We start from the raw sequence: 16,076 nt of genomic DNA, 5'->3' as shown, positions 1-16,076 counted from the left end.
CGGCCCCAACGACCCGCGGCCTCGCCTCAGTCGTCCGCGGTCCGGTTTCGAGGCTCCGCGGTGTAGTCCCAGTCGTTGCGGGTGTGGCCTCAGTCGTCCGCGGCGTAGTTTCAGGGCTCCGCGGTACGGTTTTGGGGCTCCGCGGTATGATTTCAGTCGTCCGCGGCCTGGTTTCAGTCGTTCGCGGCACGGTCACACTTTTTCAACCGTACGGTTGTGCTAATCCCACCAAATTCCGCTATTCTTAACTGTCTATTCTGCCCTATTCTACCAGTCCCTATTCCAACGCCCGGTATCCTTCTTTTTATCTTTCTACGCCTTCTACCAGTATGCTTACCACCAAACAGGACAACCGCCTCACCGCGGCCGAAAACGTAGCCGCCGCCCTCACCCAGGACGCCACCCCCTACGCCCACGACAAAGCCCTCCAGCAAATCAGCCAGCAGCTGACCGTCCTGCTCGACGCCCTGCGCCCCCTGCGTCAAAAAGGCATCCGGACCGCCAGCCAAGGCTCCACCAAAACCAAGGGCCAGCGCCGCGAGCAGCTCGCCACCAGCGCCGCCGAAGTAGCCGGCGACCTGTACTCCTACGCCACCGACCAGCAAAACCGCGCCCTGCAAACCAGCGCCGACTACAACTACTCCAGCTTCCGGAAGATGCGCGCCACCGCCCTCACCGACCTAGTCCAGCACCTCTACGACGAAGCCGAAACCCACCAGCAAGCCCTCCTCGACTACGGCCTCACCCCCGCCCGCCTCCAGGAGCTAAAAGACGCCCTCACCGCCTTCACCGGCACCAAAAACGAGCCCCGCCAGCACATCACCGAAGGCAAAGCCGCCCGCATCCTCATCAAGGACCAGTTCAGCCAGCTCGCCACCCTGCTCGAAGACCGCCTCGACCGCAGCCTGCGCAAATACGCCCGCTCCGCCCCCACCTTCTACCACCGCCTCACCGCCGCCCGCCAAGTCATCGACCGCCCCGGCAAACAGCAAGGCGGAACCGAAGACCCCTCAACAAACCCCTAGTAACTCCCCTCTCTGTCATCCTGAGTGCAGCGAAGCGGAACGAAGGACCTCTTGCGTATTGAATAAAAACGTGGCGAAGCGTAGGAAACTTCCTCTCTGCGCCGCGTTTTTCGTTTCTTACATTCTCTCCCACTACTCCCCGGCTATGAAACTCGCCCTCGAACTCGAATTCCCCGACGACCAAGCCGCGAATGTGCTGCGGCTGCTCCAAAATACTCCCCACATCACGGCCCGTATCCTCACGCACCCGGCATCTGTGCCTACCTCTGTTTCTAAATCAGAAACGGAGCTGGAAGCATTATTTCAGCAGGTAGCCGGCTCCTGGCAATCCGATGAAAACGGCGACGAGCTGAACATCCAGCTCCGCGAGGCCCGCCAAGATCAACCCCGTGATATCGAGCTATGAGCCAGTACCTGCTCGACACCAACATCTGTGTTTACCTAACCAAAAACGAATTTGACTTGGTAGCCAAGCTGCGGCAGGTGGGGTACGCCAACTGCTTTCTTTCCGAGATAACCATTGCCGAAATGCTATATGGCGTGGCCAACAGCGCCCCCACCAAGCAGACCGCCAACCGCCAGTCCGTTCAGCATCTGCAACAAGCCTTCGCTGGCCGCATTCTTCCCATCACCAACTGTCTCGAAGTCTACGCCCAGCAGAAAGCTCACCTCAAGCGCATCGGCCGCCTACAAGGCGAGTTTGATATGCTCATTGGCTCTACCGCCCTAGCCCACGGCCTCGCCCTAGTTACCCGCAACACCCGCCACTTCACGGAGCTAAGCGGTATTCAGCTGAAAAACTGGATTGATGAGCCAGCTCATTTATAATATTAAACATATAAACAATTCATCTAAAGTAAAACAAAATGGGCATTCACCCGGAATCCAAGCACCCAAAAAAATCAATTCGGTTAAAATACAACCGAAAAAAAATTCATTTAATAAACGCCTTAGAGCAGTTTATATTAATGGCAGAACAATTATTAGATGAAAATAAAAATGGAAGAACTTATAAAAGAAGGGAATCTGAACACTTACTCGAAGAAAGCAAAAAGTTACTAAACCTATTTCCTAACAAGGATCGTCAAACAAAAGAAATTACAGATGACGATCATGATAATTTTATTAAAATGCTCGATGAAGCTTATAAGAACACACAAAGAATGAAGATTGATTTAGAAGAAAGTGCTGATCAGTATGAGAGGATGATGGAAGAATTAAAGATTGAAAGGGATAAACTGAACAAAAAAAACAATCCTAACAAATAGACATTAACTACTTACTCGCTTTACACATGAGCTGTATCTTATTTGCTAGGCATAAATGCGCAACAACGACAAAAAGACATTTGACCCTATGTTTTAATCACCTGGAATCCGCCAAAACGTCAGCAAAACCACTTCTGCACCCCGTTTGCTAGTCCCCTCGTAGAACTTCCTAACCCGAAGCCTACCTAAGACTCAGCAAGCCATGAACTTTAATAACTATACCATCAAGGCACAGGAGGCCGTGCAGAAGGCCACTGAAATTGCCGGGGCAACCAGCAGCAGGCCATTGACACCGGCCACCTGCTGAAGGGCCTCTTCCAGAGCGACGAGAACGTCCTCTCGTTTCTGGCCAAAAAGCTGGGCGTCAACCTCAACATCCTCACGCCCCGCCTCGATACCATCGTCGCCGGCTACCCCAAAGTAAGCGGCGGCTCGCCCTACCTCTCCAACGAAGCCGCCGCCGCTCTGCAGCGCGCCACCGGCTTCCTCAAGGAGTTCGATGATGAATACGTATCGGTAGAGCACCTGCTGCTGGGCCTGCTCGGCGGCAACGACGCCACCGCCACCCTGCTCAAAGACACCGGCTTCAACGAGAAAGACCTCAAAGCCGCCATCAAGGAGCTGCGTGGGGGTCGCAAAGTCACTTCCCAGACTGCCGAAGACCAGTACCAGAGCCTCAACCGCTACGCCCGCAACCTCAACGAGCAGGTGCGTACCGGCAAGATGGACCCCGTTATCGGCCGCGACGAGGAAATCCGCCGCGTCCTGCAGATTCTGTCCCGCCGCACCAAGAACAACCCCGTCCTGCTCGGCGAGCCCGGCGTCGGCAAAACCGCCATCGTCGAGGGCCTGGCCCAGCGCATCGTGGCCGGCGACGTGCCCGAAAACCTCAAGGACAAAATCATCATGTCCCTCGACATGGGCCTGCTCATTGCTGGGGCCAAGTACAAAGGCGAGTTTGAGGAGCGCCTCAAGTCCGTCATCAAAGAAGTAACCGACTCCGAAGGCCAGATCATCCTGTTCATCGACGAGATGCACACCCTGATTGGGGCCGGGGCCGGCGGCGAAGGCGCTATGGATGCCGCCAACCTGCTCAAGCCTGCCCTGGCCCGCGGCGAGTTGCACTCCATCGGGGCTACCACGCTCAAGGAGTACCAGAAGTACATCGAGAAGGACAAGGCCCTGGAGCGTCGTTTCCAGGCCGTCATGGTCGATGAGCCGACCATCGAGGACGCCATCAGCATCATGCGCGGCATCAAGGAGAAGTACGAGCTGCACCACGGCGTGCGGATTACGGACGACGCCGTTATTGCCGCCGTGGAGCTCAGCAGCCGCTACATCACCGACCGGTTCCTACCCGACAAGGCCATCGACCTCATGGACGAAGCGGCAGCAAAACTCCGCATCGAGCTCAACTCCATGCCCGTGGAGCTGGACGAAGTGCAGCGCCGCATCATGCAGCTGGAGATTGAGCGCGAAGCCATCCGCCGCGAAGAAAACCACGACCGGGAAAACGTGCTCAACAAGGAGCTCAGCGAGTTGACGGCCAAGCGCGACTCTCTGAAAGCCCAGTGGGAAAACGAGAAGTCCGTTCTGACCAACATCCAGGAGCAGAAGGAAGCCATTGAGCGGTTTAAAGTCGAAGCCGAGCAGGCCGAGCGCCAGGGCGACTATGGCCGGGTGGCCGAGCTGCGCTACGGCAAGATTCAGGAAGCCGAAGCCAAGCTCAAAACCCTGCAGGACGAAGCCAACGCCAACAAGGACGGCGGTTCCATGCTGCAGGAAGTAGTAACCCACGAGGACATTGCCGAGGTAGTAGCCAAGTGGACCGGCATTCCGGTAAGCAAGATGCTGCAGTCGGACCGTGAGAAGCTGCTCAACCTCGAAGCCGAGCTGGGCCGCCGCGTCGCCGGGCAGAGCGAGGCCATTGCCGCCATTTCGGATGCCGTGCGCCGTTCCCGCGCCGGCTTGCAGGACCCCAAGCGCCCCATCGGTTCGTTCATCTTCCTGGGCACCACCGGCGTGGGTAAAACCGAGCTGGCCAAGGCCCTGGCCGAGTACCTGTTCAACGACGAGAACAGCATGGTCCGCATCGACATGAGCGAGTACCAGGAGCGCCACGCCGTGTCCCGCCTCATCGGGGCGCCTCCCGGCTATGTGGGCTACGACGAAGGCGGCCAGCTGACCGAGGCCGTGCGCCGCAAGCCCTACTCGGTGATTCTGCTCGACGAAATCGAGAAAGCCCACCCCGACGTGTTCAACATCCTGCTCCAGGTGCTCGATGATGGCCGCCTCACCGACAACAAAGGCCGGGTGGCGAACTTCAAGAACACCATCATCATCATGACCTCCAACACGGGCGCCGACATCATTCAGAAGAACTTCAAGGAGCTCAATGAATACAACCACGACGAGGTGGTAGACCGCACCCGCGAGGAAGTAGTAGAGCGCCTGAAAGGCCACATGCGCCCCGAGTTCCTGAACCGCATCGACGAAATCGTGATGTTCCAGCCCCTCAAGCGCCGGGAGATTCGCAAGATTGTCGACATCCAGTTCAAGCAGATTCAGCAGCGCCTGGAAGAAGCCGGCATCCGCCTTGAAGCCACCGACGAAGTGCTCGACTTCCTGGGCGAATCCGGTTTCGACCCGCAGTTTGGGGCCCGCCCGCTGAAGCGCGTGCTGCAGCGCCTGGTGCTCAACGAGTTGTCGAAAGACATCCTCTCGGGCCGCGTAACCAAGGACGCCGTGGTGGAAGCCGTGCTGGAAGACGACCACATCCGCTTCGTCAACGTGGACGTGGAAATTCCCGGCGTGTAAGCCCGGTATTTCTGAGTTAAGCAACCCAAAAAAGCCCCGCCGACTTAGTGCAGACGGGGCTTTTTTATTTCATCCTTCCTTATGCAAACTCTTAAGCGTTACCTACGGATGCTGGGCCTGATAGCCATGTTGCTGCTGGCAGCGGCCGGCGTAGGCCTCACCGGCGCCGCCCCGATTCACCAGAAACGGGAACGGTACATCGATACTGATCCGAAAACGGAGCAGGTCGACAAGAAGGAAGAGCAGGATGATAATGAACTGGGTCAGGAGTAGCTTCCGGCACCCGGACCCAGGTGTAGCAACAAGCCCCGCTGGCAGCGTGCCGGCGGGGCTTAATTTATTAGCTCCCTAGAAAATGCTTCGGATTTAACCGTTCCCGGACGTAGGGCGGCAGAATCCCCGACTGTTCGTAGAGCCTTATCGTCTGCTCCTCTTTTACCTTACTAAAGCGGGTCAGCTTGCCGATACCGATACCCGCCGGAACGCCCCGAATAAACCGATGAGGACTGCCGTACCGGCCGTTGTACTGGAAAAACTCTCGGAGCTATTACTGTTGGCCGCCACGGTAGCTATTCGCAGCGCAAAAGCACTACCTACTCCGGTCCATATCCAGCCTCCGGTCCGATGCTGGTGAAAAACCTTCCGCACTGCCCGGGCTGTATCAGCATGAGTATAAGCTACAGGCAGAGGTTGCTGGGCGTACACAGGGTAATGAAGGATAAGTACTAGTACTGCACTAAGTAATGCCTTTATCATGTTTTCTTCTGGCTAAGAGTTGCTAACCGGCAAACCTAGCTGTTCTGCACGTAAGCTAGGCCAAACAGTTTTGAGCTTCTTCTCTGCTCATCCAAACCATTAGGCATATTCTATGCCTGCCAGAACTAGTACCCTGCTGCTGGCCGCAGCCGGCAAGGGCCTCACCGGCGCTGCCCCGATTCACCAGAAGCGGGAACGGTTCATCGATACTGATCCGAAAACGGAGCAGGTAGATAAAAAGGAGACGCAGGAGGAGGATGAGCTGGACCAGGAGTAGACTACCAGCGCCACGATGAAAGCAATAGACCTCACCGCGCTGTCCTGATGGTGATAGGCCATTTTGATGTCGAAACACCAGCAGGAGCTAGGCGCTGCTAGTTGCTTTTCGGCTGCCTGATCTGCTTGGTCAGCCAGTCGCCAATTGCCGATAAAGCAGCAGGTGAAATGGATTCGGGGTTGTCGTAAGGGGAAAGCGTGGTGCCAGCCGGAATAGTCTGCAGGAAGTGCGTAACCTGGGGTACGACCACCGTAGTGAGCTGGGTGCCGCCCGACGCAGGAAAAGCAGCCTTCAGAGCCGGGAACTGGGTAGTGGCTGGGGCTTCGGTGTCGAGGGCACCGGTAACGGCCAGTACGGGCACCCTGATCTTGCGCAAATCAGGCCGCGGGTCCTGCCGCAAGATATCCTGCACCGTAGGTTGCAGGTAGGTCGGGGCGAAGTAAGCCAGCTCCTCCGGGCTGATGCCCTGCGCGGGAATTGGCCGCTGCAAGGCCGCAAGGGCCGCGGCTTCATTGGGCGAGGCGGCAATGATGTTTAGCACGGCTTCACATACTAGTTGTGTTTTAAGGATATCCGCTCGGCCAGTCGTATCGGCCTTGTTTAGATGCGGGGCCATCTGGGCCCGCAAGCGGGCTTTGTATACCTCTACCAGCGGTTCGGCCAGCCCGCTGAGCAGGACCACACCGGCCACTCCAGAATCCTGCGCGGCCACGCGCGCCACCTCCAGGGAGCCTTGACTGTGGCCCATAAGGAAGATGCGCTGCGCGTCGATGTGCCTGTTGGCCCGCAGGGCCGCAACCGCCGCCGCTACATCCGCGGCAAAATCGGTGGTCGTGGCCGAAGCAAAGTGCCCCGTCGATGCTCCTACCCCACGCTCGTCGTAGCACAATACGGCAAAACCTCGGCGGGCCAGGTCATCGGCCAGCACCCGAAAAGGTTGGTGCCCGAATTGCTCGCCGTGGCGGTTGTGGGGGCCCGAGCCTGAAACCAGCACCACGGCCGGCACCGGGCGGCGACCTTTGGGCAGGGCAAGGGTACCGACCAGCTGGGTTACGGCGCTGCCGCCGGCAAAGCGTACAACGGTTTCCCGGTAGGGCAACGGCAGCCGCGGCGCCTGCAGGCGCACGGGGGCGTCCAACTGGCGCTGCCCGGCTGAAGCTGCAGCGGCAGCCGCTGGCCAGCAAGCAGCAGAAAGCCACGGATTTGGCGCGCATCAGCCGACAACCGCCCCACGTACTTTCCCGGCAGAGTGCTGACGACTAGGCGCAGGCTATCATCGCCGGGCCCCTGCAGGAGCGAGTCAACCTGCACGCTGTGCATACCCATCGTAGGCAGGTCCAGGGTGGCACGCCGGGCGCCACCTGTTCGCCGCAGCGGGTCTAAATGGATGATGACGGGCGTGGTAGTACCAAAAACAATGGCGGAGCCGCTCCAGACGCCCTCAACACGCCCCTTCACCTGGGCCCGGGCCAGCCCTGCAGTCAGCATGCCTGCACTCCACCCAATTACAATTAGAAACAGGCGTGTGCTCATAGCCAAAGTGTTAAACTGACCGAAGCAAAATAGGCGCGGCCGATGAAACAAGCAAAAGCTAGTATTCCAAACCGCCGGACGCAAACTACTACCAAAGGTCCGCGAGCTAAAGTTCGCGCTACCCGGCTTGTAAACTGCCGCTGATAAGCCACCGCAAAAAGCCTGTTATTACTTTACTGGCGGGCTTTTTGCGCCTTTCGGCCACCATCATTCACTTGTATTCCTATGAAGAAGATCTTACTGTTAACGGGCTTGGCTCTCAGCCTCTGGGGCAGTCCAGCATTAGCGCAAACTAGCTCTGCCAACACCGCTGTTGTGCGCATCCGCGAAACGGGCGGATGGGGCAATGTGATAGTTACCTACGGGACAGGCAAAACCGAAATGTCGGAGCTGCAAAGAAGCCCGGGCAAAAAGGGGCAGATAACCAACGCCGAGCAGCTTCAGGGAGTCCTCGACAAGCTGATGGCGGCTGGCTATGTATTACAGGGCTCCTTCAGTAGCACCGATACCAGCACGCTGATTTTTCGCAAACCGTAACTGAGTCCGTCTATTTCACAAAAAGCCTTGCCGACACCACAGCGGCAAGGCTTTTTATTCTTCTAGCCTTATGGAACGCCTCAAGCGCACCCTTCGCCTGCTGAGCCTGATAGCCATGCTGCTAGCCGCCGGCGTGGGCCTGACCGGCGCCGCCCCGATTCATCAGAGGCGAGAGCGGTTTATCGACACTGATCCTAAGACGGAGCAGGTGGATAAGAAAGAGAAGCAGGATAGCGACCTGGGCCAGGGGTAGCGCCTGATTCATAGCAGCAACAAGCCCCGCTGGCAGCGTGCCGGCGGGGCTTTTTGTGTGCATTGGATACTGGAGGCTGTTACCGGCCGGATGTCCCGGCTGGCTGGCGCTGCTCCCGCTCCATCTGCTGGCGCAGGGCTTCCCGCAGGTAAGCGGCCTCCTGAAAATGACTGGCGTTGAGCTGGCTGCGGTACCTGGCCGGAATGGGCTGGCCGGCGGCGTAGGCTTTGTCCACGGCTACCAGGTGGGCCCTGTTGAACTTGCTGGCGTGCAGGATGAAGCCGACAATTGTGCCGGCCACTAGTGCGCTTCCCAGAGGCGGCGAAACGGCTTCGTCGGCCACCGTTGTCTGACCATAGGCGTCGGTGGTAGAAATGGGCAAGGCCAACGTCATACCCGCTATAAACGGGATGGTATAGAGCCAGCCAGCGTAGCGGCGCTTCCGAAAAAGGCTCAGCAAGGCTCCGGTGGTATCGGCCTCGGCGGCTTTGGGGGCGTAGCGCGGCAGGTACCAGTTGTTGAACAGCAGTACGGCTCCCGAATCCGGAGCAGCGGCAGGGGCGCTGGCAGTGGCAGATGACTGCGCGGAGGCAGCAGGACCAAAGGCCAACAGGACCAGCAACAGCAAGAAAGGCGAAAAGCGCATAGACTTAGGGAGCAGGCGCAACGGGTACGGGTTTGTAGTTGATGATAACCTGGTCGAAAAACCGCGGTTTCAGCTTGCGCCGCAGGCTGCGTGGCAAGGGTTGTCCGGCGGCGTAGGCCGTGAGCTGCTGCTCAAGATGAGCATTACTATAGTGCAGCATCTTGCCCAGGCCATAGCCCAGAAAAGGAGCGGTAACGAGCAGCACAGCCCCGATATTGGCACTTTGCTGCTCCACCACTATGCCGTTGGAGGTGGTAGTGCGGCCGCCGCCCACCGCCAGCCGTGCGGCCGACAACGCACCGCCGACTATCCAGCCGGCGCCGCCCGCCTGCCGCTTGCTGTAAAGGTTGACGATGGCCTGGGCCGTATCGTTGTGCAGGTACTTGTTGCGGAGTTGTTGCTTGAATGTTTCGGCCGGCAGATTGACGGGAGCCTGGCCCAACGATAGATAAGGCAACAGCAACAAAGACCCACTGGTCAGTAATCGTAATAGCATAAAATCAGCAGCGTGAAAACTAAGTAAATGTGCAATATAGCTTTTGAAGCACGATACTCTGTCGTCTCTTTTCAAAGTATTCCTGGCCGAGCAGGAAGCCCGCTGGGTTTGCCTGGCGGGCTCTTTGGCACCAAGCATCGGCCCCGGCCACCGCAATTTTATTTAATCTCTTCTATCTCAAGCCCGTATGCCCAGGTAACTAAACCGTTCACGTTTACCTAACCTGCTATGCCTCACTTCTCCCTACCTGCCAAGACCAAGCTTTTTTACGTCGCTCGTGGGCTGCGCTATGCCCTGCTGGCTGCCCTGCTGACCGCTTGCTCCGACGATGATGAACCCGACACCATCCCGGCCAACCCGGCTAAGATAACAGTGCCCCAGGCGGCTCTGCACCCCGAAGGCATTCAGTACGATGAGACCAGCAAGCGTTTTCTGGTCAGCTCCCGCACCAAGGGCCAGATTGGTGCGGTGAAGGACGACAGTACCTACGCCGTATTTGCCGACGAACCCCGCCTGATTTCCACCATTGGCCTGAACCTCGACGCCGGCCGGCAGCGCCTGCTCGTAGCCATCTCCGACAACGGTGCCAACACGGCCCGCTCGACCCCCGCCACGCTGCGGCAGCTGGCCGCTTTGGCAATTTTCAACACCACGAGCGGCGCCCTAAGCAGCTACATCAACCTAGGTACCCTGCGGCCCGGCATGCCCCATTTCGCCAACGATATTGCCGTAGATGCCCAGGGCAACGCCTATATTACGGACAGCCTTTCGCCCATCATCTACAAGGTGGACGCCCAGGGCGTGGCCTCGGTATTTCTGGAAAACGCCCAGTTCAGCGGTGGCACCGGCTTCGGCCTAAACGGCATCGTATTTCACCCCGACGGCTACCTGCTCGTGGCCAAGGCCAATGACGGGTCCTTGTTCAAAGTACCCATCAGCAACCCCGCGGGCTTTACCAAAGTAACTGTCACCCAGAGCCTGGTGGGTGCCGACGGGCTGCTGCTCTTCGATCCGCAGACATTGCTGCTGGTATCGGGTAGTCAAACCACGGTATTCCGCCTGACGAGTACCAATGCGTGGGTATCGGCGGCCGAAGCGGGCAAGTTTGCTACCGGTGCCGTGAGCCCCACCACCATCACCCGCCGCACCCCGGGCGACGCCTACGTGCTGTATCCGTACCAGGCCACTTCGCCCCGTTTCGCCATTACTAAGGCTGCTTTTTAGGTGTATACCACAGCTGTTGCAAATACCAAAAGCCCCGTCGGAATAATCCGGCGGGGCTTTTTAGAATAATGTGACTGAAAATTCTGGCTTAAAGCTGGCCTTACGGATGAGCGACTAGTGAATCTTGCGGGCAGCTTTGCGGAGCTCCCGGTTACGCTCTTCGCGCCCGGCTTCGAAATGGCGGGGCTTGAGCAGGACGCGCACGTTGGCCGGAATAGGAGCTCCGGCCTCGCAGGCAGTCCGAATAGCGGCCAGCTTGGCCTTGGTGTAGGGCGAATTGTGCACAATCATATACGTCAGGCTCCCGACGACCAGCCCCAAACCCGCCGCTATGGCCCGGCCGAGGCGGATTTATCCTCAAACTGTCCGGTATACATGTTGTAGTCTTTGCCGCTGCTGCCGGTCATGAGGCGGGCGGCGGGCAGCACAGCCAGCAGCGGAATCTCACCGCCCAGGCGCCGGCTGGCAAACAGTCCTGCAACGGCATCCAGCGAATCGGCCATGGTATAGCCCGCAACAGCTGGCCGGGCGGCCGGAGCAGCGCCAGTGGCAGAGTCGGGAGAAGTGCCGGAGGCCGAAGCGGCGACGACCGGAGCAACAGTTCCCGCCGTCAGGGTATCGACGATGATGGCCGGCCAGGTCTTGTTGCCGGGTACGGGACGGCTGATGCCGCGCAGATGTCGGCGGTACTTTTTGGCCAGCGTACCAGTCTTGGCGTAATCGGTAAGCACAATTTGCTCCCGGCTCAGGTTGTAGCGCCGATGCTTGTTGATACCCAGCCAGGCCGGCAGTACGCCCACCATCCCCACTATTCCGGCAGCCAACAGCGTATTGCCCGTGCCCGAAGGCGGTGTTTGAATCCAGGCTACGGTGTAGATACCGGTCATGGCAATGCCGAAGGTGCTAAGCAGTGCGCCGCCGGTGCGGCGTTGCACAAACAGCTCGTGAACGGCGTAGGCCGTGTCTTTGCGGGTCAGCACGACGGCGGGAACATCCTTGGCGGACTTGCGGGCACTCTGGGCCTGCGCTAGCCACGGCGGGAAAGTAGTAACCAGAAAAAAGGTAAGCAGAAAAAGTAAACGTTGGGGCATATAGTAGCAGTAGACAGAAAGCAAAGGTCTTCCAAAAGTACAAGAACCTGCCCAGCCTTAGGACGTTTACAGCAGAGTTTTCTGGTTAGAATGCACGTCACCACACGGTGAGTAACCAGTCTGAACAGCCTGCTAAAAATCAGGCAGTTGCTTGCCCGTAAGCAAATTGGCTTTAATAAAGCATAAATACTATATAACAGATTTCCCCGCTGGCTTTCTTTCGACCGGTTTTGCTATAGCAGGCCCTTTAACAAAGCAAGCCGGAAGTCTGCCGGGCCCTGAATAAATCCGGCTTTTAAGAGTCTGAACGCACTTTTTAGAGGAATTGCATAAATCCGGGCGGCCGGTGTACCCTTTCTTCTTGGTTGCCGTACTGGCATACGCGGCCGACTTGAACCTGAGCAGCTGCAAAGAGGACTTTTTCTGTATTTCCACCACATTCTTCTCCATTCCCCACCCCTACTTCCAGTTTGTATGACTGCAATCTTACCTTACCGCCATCTGTCTGGCACAGATGGGCGTACCCTTGCTATGCGGCAGCGGCCCACGGGCTGGCGGCTGCTGTGGGTGCTGCTGCTGGTGTTGGCCAGCTCCCACCTCGGCTTTGCCCAAACTACTACCACCGGTCGGCTGCAGTGGTGGCCGCTGAAGGTCAACAGCCAGGATAGCGCCGCCGTGCGGGCCACCGGCATTTTGCCCAGCAGCGCTACGCTGCGCAATTTCTACCTCTCCGACGTAACGCTGGGCACCGCCATTAAGCCATATTCGTCGGCTTACGGCGCCGCCTTCGGCTCCTCGCCCAGCGGCGACGGTTCGTTTGTGCCCCTGCCGGGCAGCAACCTCAACCGTATATACTACGTGCAGTTTACCGTGACGGCGGCGGCCAACGCCACGGTACGGGCCGACTCTCTGGTATTCTGGTCGGCATTTAATAACACAGCCAGCAACCTGAAGCTGGCCGTGGCTTACTCCAAGACGGGCTTCAGAAGCGACTCCATGGAAGTAGCCGGCGGCGGCACCGGCCCCATTGGTCCGCTGACGACCCGTACGACCACTCCGGGAACCGGCACGGGCACCTTCGCCGACCCCATTTTCCTGCGCAACCAGAACACGGGCCCTAACCAAAACTATCGTGTGGCTTTGGCTTCGGCCAGCGGCGTCACCATCACCGGCGGCCAGACGCTCACTATTCGGTTGTATTATGCCAGCGGCAGCTCTTCCTCCGGGCGCTACGCCCTGCTGCGCGACGTGCGCGTGGCCGGCCAGGCCAGCACCAGCTCCAACTGCAACGCGGCCTTTACCTACTCTGCGGCCAGCTTCTGCACCAACGGCACCAACCCGACGCCTACCATCAGCGGCACTACGGGCGGCACGTTCAGCTCGACTTCGGGTTTGAGCATCAACGCCAGCACCGGGGTTATCAACCTGGCGGCCAGCACGCCCGGCACCTACACCGTGACGTATGCCACCAGCGCCAACTGCTCCAGCACGGCTACGGTTACCGTCACGGCTGCTCCTACCGCAACGTTTGCCTACGCCAATTCTACCTACTGCCAGGGCGACGGCGCCACTCCCGTGCCTACTGTAGCGGCCGGGGCTACCTCAGGCACGTTCAGTTCCACTGCGGGTTTGAGCATCAATGCCAGCACCGGCGCTATCAATCTGGTGACGAGCACGCCGGGCACCTACACCGTGACCAACACGGTAGCGGCTTCGGGTACTTGCGCGGCCGTTACGGCTACTTCCACGGTGACCATCAGCCCGGTTTCGACGGCCACGTTCAGCTACGCGGCTACCTCGTATTGCCAGAGCGGCACCAACCCGACGCCGACCATTACTGGCACCACGGGCGGTACCTTCAGTTCGACTTCGGGCCTGAGCCTGAATGCCAGCACCGGCGCTATCAACCTGGCGGCTTCTACGCCCGGCACCTATACCGTGACGTATCGGGTGGGTGGTGCCTGCCCTTCCAGCAGCACCCAAACCGTCACGATTACCTCGGCGCCGCTGGCTACCTTCTCGTACGCCAATCCTACGTATTGCGTATCGGGCTCTACCAACCCCGTGCCGGTGTTTGCTTCCGGCGCTACTGCCGGCACCTTCTCGGCTACTCCCGGCGGTCTGACCCTGAACGCCGCGACGGGCGCAGTTACGCTGAGCAGCAGCACGCCGGGTACCTACACCGTGACCAACACCGTGACCGCCTCCGGTAGCTGCGCCGCCTCTTCGGCCAGCACCCAGCTTACCATTCAGGCTACGCCAACGGCCACGCTGACGGCCGGCGGCCCAACGACGTTCTGCCAGGGCGGCTCGGTAGTGCTGACGGCACCCACCACGGCCGGCGCCACGTACCAGTTCCAGCTCAACGGAGCCGACATTGCCGGAGCGACGAGCAACACGTACACGGCCACCGCCAGCGGCAACTACTCCGTAGTGATTCGTACGTCAGGCGGCTGCTCGGCCACTTCGGCGGCAGTAGCCGTGACGGTGAATCCCGCCACGACGGCCACGTTTAGCTACGCAGCTGCTACTTTCTGCCAGAGCGGCCCGAATCCGACAGCTACCGTAACGGGCACTGCGGGCGGCACCTTCAGTTCGACTTCTGGCTTGAGCATCAACGCCAGCACGGGCGCTATCAACCTGGCCGCTTCTACGCCAGGCACCTACACCGTGACGTATAGCGTGGGCGGAACCTGCCCTTCTTCGGCTACCCAGACGGTAACCATCACCAACGCCCTGTCGGCCAACTTCAGCTACGCGGCCGGCACCTACTGCGCTGGTAGCACGGGTACAGTAGCCCCAACCCTGGCCACGGGTGCTTCGGCCGGCACGTTCAGCTCCACTGCGGGCTTGAGCATCAACGCCAGCACGGGCGTTATCAACCTGGCTTCCTCCACGCCCGGCACTTACACCGTGACCAACACCGTGGCCGCCTCGGGCAGCTGCGCCGCTTCTTCGGCCACCGCTACGGTCACCATCACGGCCACGCCAGCTCGCCCAACGGTGAGCGTGCAGTACAACGGTCCGACCACTACGCTGACCTCGAGTGCGGCCACGGGCAACCAGTGGTACCTCAACGGGGTGGCCATTGCCGGCGCTACGGGCCAGACTTACGTCGTCAACTCGGCCGCGCAGTACGGCTCTTACACGGTGGTTACGACCAATGGTGGCTGTGCCTCGGCCCCTTCCCTGGCCCTGGTGGTCACCTCCAGCGTCAAGCCCCTGGCTGGCTCCAGCCTGAGCGTGTACCCCAACCCCACCCACGACGGTCAGCTTACGGTAGAACTGACGGGATACACCAAAGCAGTAAGCCTGAGCGTGCTCAACTCGCTGGGCCAAGTAGTGTACTCGGCCACGGTGCCCGCCGCCACGCAAAAGCAGGCCCTGGACCTGACTCAGCTGCCTGCTGGTATCTACATTCTGCAGGCCAAAACGCAGGGTGGTCTTGATACCCGCCGTATCGTCAAGGAATAACCTTTTGTCCCGAACAAAGCCGGAAAGGCCTACTGCAATACAGTAGGCCTTTTTCTTTGCTTTTGGCCGCTCCGCGCAGCATCCTGCTTCGCCCGGCAAGGGTTGCTTTCTGCTCAGTTTCTCGCTCTAGTACCACCGGCCACAGTGGCCAGCAAGATGGGCAAGGCAGGCTCTTTTCCTACCTCGCTCGGCTGGGTCCGGCATAGAATATTTCCGGCATTTTTGTTTTGCACGCGGCTTGTAGAAAAGCTCGACAATTTATTTTCAGATATTGGTCCTCTTATAATTCAAATGCCTCGGAAAGGTCTCATATTTACACAAGCACCGCTTCCCTGACTTTTCCAAGTTTATTAAAACTAGCTGTTTGAGTAACGGCCAACGGTGCCCTGTATTCTATTTACTATCTGCTTCCGGCTTCACTTGTGTAGTCGCGCAGCCGGCTTTTGGGCTTGCGCAACGGGGCAGGGTCTCTTCCTCTTGCTTCCATCATTTTTCCATTTCCCACCTATCATCACCTTTATGCACGACACATTACTCAAAACTGCCAAGGCGCAGCCGACACTGGCGGGCCGCCATACCTGGCGCCCCTGCTGACGGCCGCCCTGGGCTTCTGCACCCTGGTGGGTGCGCAGGCGCAAATGCGGAGCCTGCCCCCTACCCCAGCCGCGCAAAGCATAGA

At 59.0% G+C, this 16,076-nt stretch carries 16 protein-coding genes and 1 pseudogene; 11 read left to right on the top strand and 6 right to left on the bottom strand.

Going from position 1 to position 16,076, the window contains the following annotated elements; genetic code table 11:
• Positions 1 to 329: 329 nt before the first annotated feature.
• From MUN79_RS09100 to MUN79_RS09070, 7 genes and pseudogenes are all read left to right on the top strand, one after another.
• Positions 330 to 1,025, top strand: coding sequence for a hypothetical protein (locus MUN79_RS09100; RefSeq protein WP_244677371.1), 696 nt, complete (start codon positions 330 to 332; stop codon positions 1,023 to 1,025).
• A gap of 145 nt (positions 1,026 to 1,170) precedes the next feature.
• Positions 1,171 to 1,431, top strand: a complete 261-nt coding sequence (locus tag MUN79_RS09095; RefSeq protein WP_244677370.1) for a hypothetical protein — start codon at positions 1,171 to 1,173, stop codon at positions 1,429 to 1,431.
• Positions 1,428 to 1,853, top strand: coding sequence for a type II toxin-antitoxin system VapC family toxin (locus tag MUN79_RS09090; RefSeq protein ID WP_244677369.1), 426 nt, complete (start codon positions 1,428 to 1,430; stop codon positions 1,851 to 1,853). The genes MUN79_RS09095 and MUN79_RS09090 overlap by 4 nt, the downstream gene beginning before the upstream one ends.
• Before the next feature lie 38 nt (positions 1,854 to 1,891).
• Entirely contained in the window at positions 1,892 to 2,293 is a 402-nt protein-coding gene (locus MUN79_RS09085; protein WP_244677368.1) for a hypothetical protein, read from the top strand.
• A gap of 202 nt (positions 2,294 to 2,495) precedes the next feature.
• Positions 2,496 to 5,110: pseudogene (clpB, locus tag MUN79_RS09080) on the top strand (ATP-dependent chaperone ClpB).
• An 81-nt stretch (positions 5,111 to 5,191) separates the two neighbouring features.
• A complete protein-coding gene (locus MUN79_RS09075; protein WP_244677367.1) occupies positions 5,192 to 5,383 on the top strand; it encodes a hypothetical protein in 192 nt (63 codons plus the stop codon).
• A 595-nt stretch (positions 5,384 to 5,978) separates the two neighbouring features.
• On the top strand, positions 5,979 to 6,143 hold the full coding sequence (locus tag MUN79_RS09070) for a hypothetical protein (protein ID WP_244677366.1): 165 nt from the start codon (positions 5,979 to 5,981) through the stop codon (positions 6,141 to 6,143).
• Positions 6,144 to 6,240: 97 nt separating this feature from the next.
• Here MUN79_RS09070 and MUN79_RS09065 read toward each other — a convergent pair whose 3' ends face one another.
• On the bottom strand, positions 6,241 to 7,269 hold the full coding sequence (locus MUN79_RS09065) for an alpha/beta hydrolase (RefSeq protein ID WP_244677365.1): 1,029 nt from the start codon (positions 7,267 to 7,269) through the stop codon (positions 6,241 to 6,243).
• Positions 7,194 to 7,676 (bottom strand): hypothetical protein, encoded by a 483-nt coding sequence (locus MUN79_RS09060; RefSeq protein ID WP_244677364.1) that lies wholly within the window; start codon positions 7,674 to 7,676, stop codon positions 7,194 to 7,196. Before MUN79_RS09060 ends, MUN79_RS09065 begins: the two co-directional genes overlap by 76 nt.
• A gap of 225 nt (positions 7,677 to 7,901) precedes the next feature.
• Between MUN79_RS09060 and MUN79_RS09055 the strand changes: the two genes are divergently transcribed.
• Both MUN79_RS09055 and MUN79_RS09050 read left to right on the top strand, forming a co-directional pair.
• On the top strand, positions 7,902 to 8,213 hold the full coding sequence (locus tag MUN79_RS09055; protein WP_244677363.1) for a hypothetical protein: 312 nt from the start codon (positions 7,902 to 7,904) through the stop codon (positions 8,211 to 8,213).
• 70 nt (positions 8,214 to 8,283) lie between these two features.
• Positions 8,284 to 8,466 carry a hypothetical protein gene (locus MUN79_RS09050; protein ID WP_244677362.1) on the top strand — a complete coding sequence of 61 codons (183 nt, stop codon included), beginning with the start codon at positions 8,284 to 8,286 and terminating at the stop codon, positions 8,464 to 8,466.
• A 79-nt stretch (positions 8,467 to 8,545) separates the two neighbouring features.
• On the opposite strand, the gene MUN79_RS09045 is transcribed toward MUN79_RS09050, so the two are convergent.
• Together MUN79_RS09045 and MUN79_RS09040 are read right to left on the bottom strand one after the other, a co-directional pair.
• On the bottom strand, positions 8,546 to 9,112 hold the full coding sequence (locus tag MUN79_RS09045) for a hypothetical protein (RefSeq protein WP_244677361.1): 567 nt from the start codon (positions 9,110 to 9,112) through the stop codon (positions 8,546 to 8,548).
• A 4-nt stretch (positions 9,113 to 9,116) separates the two neighbouring features.
• On the bottom strand, positions 9,117 to 9,608 hold the full coding sequence (locus tag MUN79_RS09040) for a hypothetical protein (protein ID WP_244677360.1): 492 nt from the start codon (positions 9,606 to 9,608) through the stop codon (positions 9,117 to 9,119).
• A gap of 228 nt (positions 9,609 to 9,836) precedes the next feature.
• On the opposite strand from MUN79_RS09040, the gene MUN79_RS09035 reads away from it, so the two are divergent.
• Positions 9,837 to 10,832 (top strand): hypothetical protein, encoded by a 996-nt coding sequence (locus MUN79_RS09035; protein WP_244677359.1) that lies wholly within the window; start codon positions 9,837 to 9,839, stop codon positions 10,830 to 10,832.
• A gap of 114 nt (positions 10,833 to 10,946) precedes the next feature.
• Here MUN79_RS09035 and MUN79_RS09030 read toward each other — a convergent pair whose 3' ends face one another.
• Together MUN79_RS09030 and MUN79_RS09025 are read right to left on the bottom strand one after the other, a co-directional pair.
• On the bottom strand, positions 10,947 to 11,123 hold the full coding sequence (locus tag MUN79_RS09030) for a hypothetical protein (protein WP_244677358.1): 177 nt from the start codon (positions 11,121 to 11,123) through the stop codon (positions 10,947 to 10,949).
• Between the two features lie 38 nt (positions 11,124 to 11,161).
• Entirely contained in the window at positions 11,162 to 11,923 is a 762-nt protein-coding gene (locus MUN79_RS09025; RefSeq protein WP_244677357.1) for a hypothetical protein, read from the bottom strand.
• Positions 11,924 to 12,397: 474 nt separating this feature from the next.
• On the opposite strand from MUN79_RS09025, the gene MUN79_RS09020 reads away from it, so the two are divergent.
• Positions 12,398 to 15,397, top strand: a complete 3,000-nt coding sequence (locus MUN79_RS09020; RefSeq protein ID WP_244677356.1) for a beta strand repeat-containing protein — start codon at positions 12,398 to 12,400, stop codon at positions 15,395 to 15,397.
• Positions 15,398 to 16,076 lie beyond the last annotated feature (679 nt).

Origin of the sequence: Hymenobacter cellulosilyticus, from assembly GCF_022919215.1 — a bacterium.
GTDB lineage: Bacteria > Bacteroidota > Bacteroidia > Cytophagales > Hymenobacteraceae > Hymenobacter > Hymenobacter cellulosilyticus.
This window is presented reverse-complemented; position numbering and strand designations above follow the sequence as displayed.

Bases quoted from the DNA above. Each gene is read 5' to 3' on its own strand.
- MUN79_RS09100 (WP_244677371.1), top strand. From the start codon at position 330: ATGCTTACCACCAAACAGGACAACCGCCTCACCGCGGCCGAAAACGTA.
- MUN79_RS09095 (WP_244677370.1), top strand. From the start codon at position 1,171: ATGAAACTCGCCCTCGAACTCGAATTCCCCGACGACCAAGCCGCGAAT.
- MUN79_RS09090 (WP_244677369.1), top strand. From the start codon at position 1,428: ATGAGCCAGTACCTGCTCGACACCAACATCTGTGTTTACCTAACCAAA.
- MUN79_RS09085 (WP_244677368.1), top strand. From the start codon at position 1,892: ATGGGCATTCACCCGGAATCCAAGCACCCAAAAAAATCAATTCGGTTA.
- MUN79_RS09075 (WP_244677367.1), top strand. From the start codon at position 5,192: ATGCAAACTCTTAAGCGTTACCTACGGATGCTGGGCCTGATAGCCATG.
- MUN79_RS09070 (WP_244677366.1), top strand. From the start codon at position 5,979: ATGCCTGCCAGAACTAGTACCCTGCTGCTGGCCGCAGCCGGCAAGGGC.
- MUN79_RS09060 (WP_244677364.1), bottom strand. From the start codon at position 7,676: ATGAGCACACGCCTGTTTCTAATTGTAATTGGGTGGAGTGCAGGCATG.
- MUN79_RS09055 (WP_244677363.1), top strand. From the start codon at position 7,902: ATGAAGAAGATCTTACTGTTAACGGGCTTGGCTCTCAGCCTCTGGGGC.
- MUN79_RS09050 (WP_244677362.1), top strand. From the start codon at position 8,284: ATGGAACGCCTCAAGCGCACCCTTCGCCTGCTGAGCCTGATAGCCATG.
- MUN79_RS09045 (WP_244677361.1), bottom strand. From the start codon at position 9,112: ATGCGCTTTTCGCCTTTCTTGCTGTTGCTGGTCCTGTTGGCCTTTGGT.
- MUN79_RS09040 (WP_244677360.1), bottom strand. From the start codon at position 9,608: ATGCTATTACGATTACTGACCAGTGGGTCTTTGTTGCTGTTGCCTTAT.
- MUN79_RS09035 (WP_244677359.1), top strand. From the start codon at position 9,837: ATGCCTCACTTCTCCCTACCTGCCAAGACCAAGCTTTTTTACGTCGCT.
- MUN79_RS09030 (WP_244677358.1), bottom strand. From the start codon at position 11,123: ATGATTGTGCACAATTCGCCCTACACCAAGGCCAAGCTGGCCGCTATT.
- MUN79_RS09025 (WP_244677357.1), bottom strand. From the start codon at position 11,923: ATGCCCCAACGTTTACTTTTTCTGCTTACCTTTTTTCTGGTTACTACT.
- MUN79_RS09020 (WP_244677356.1), top strand. From the start codon at position 12,398: ATGACTGCAATCTTACCTTACCGCCATCTGTCTGGCACAGATGGGCGT.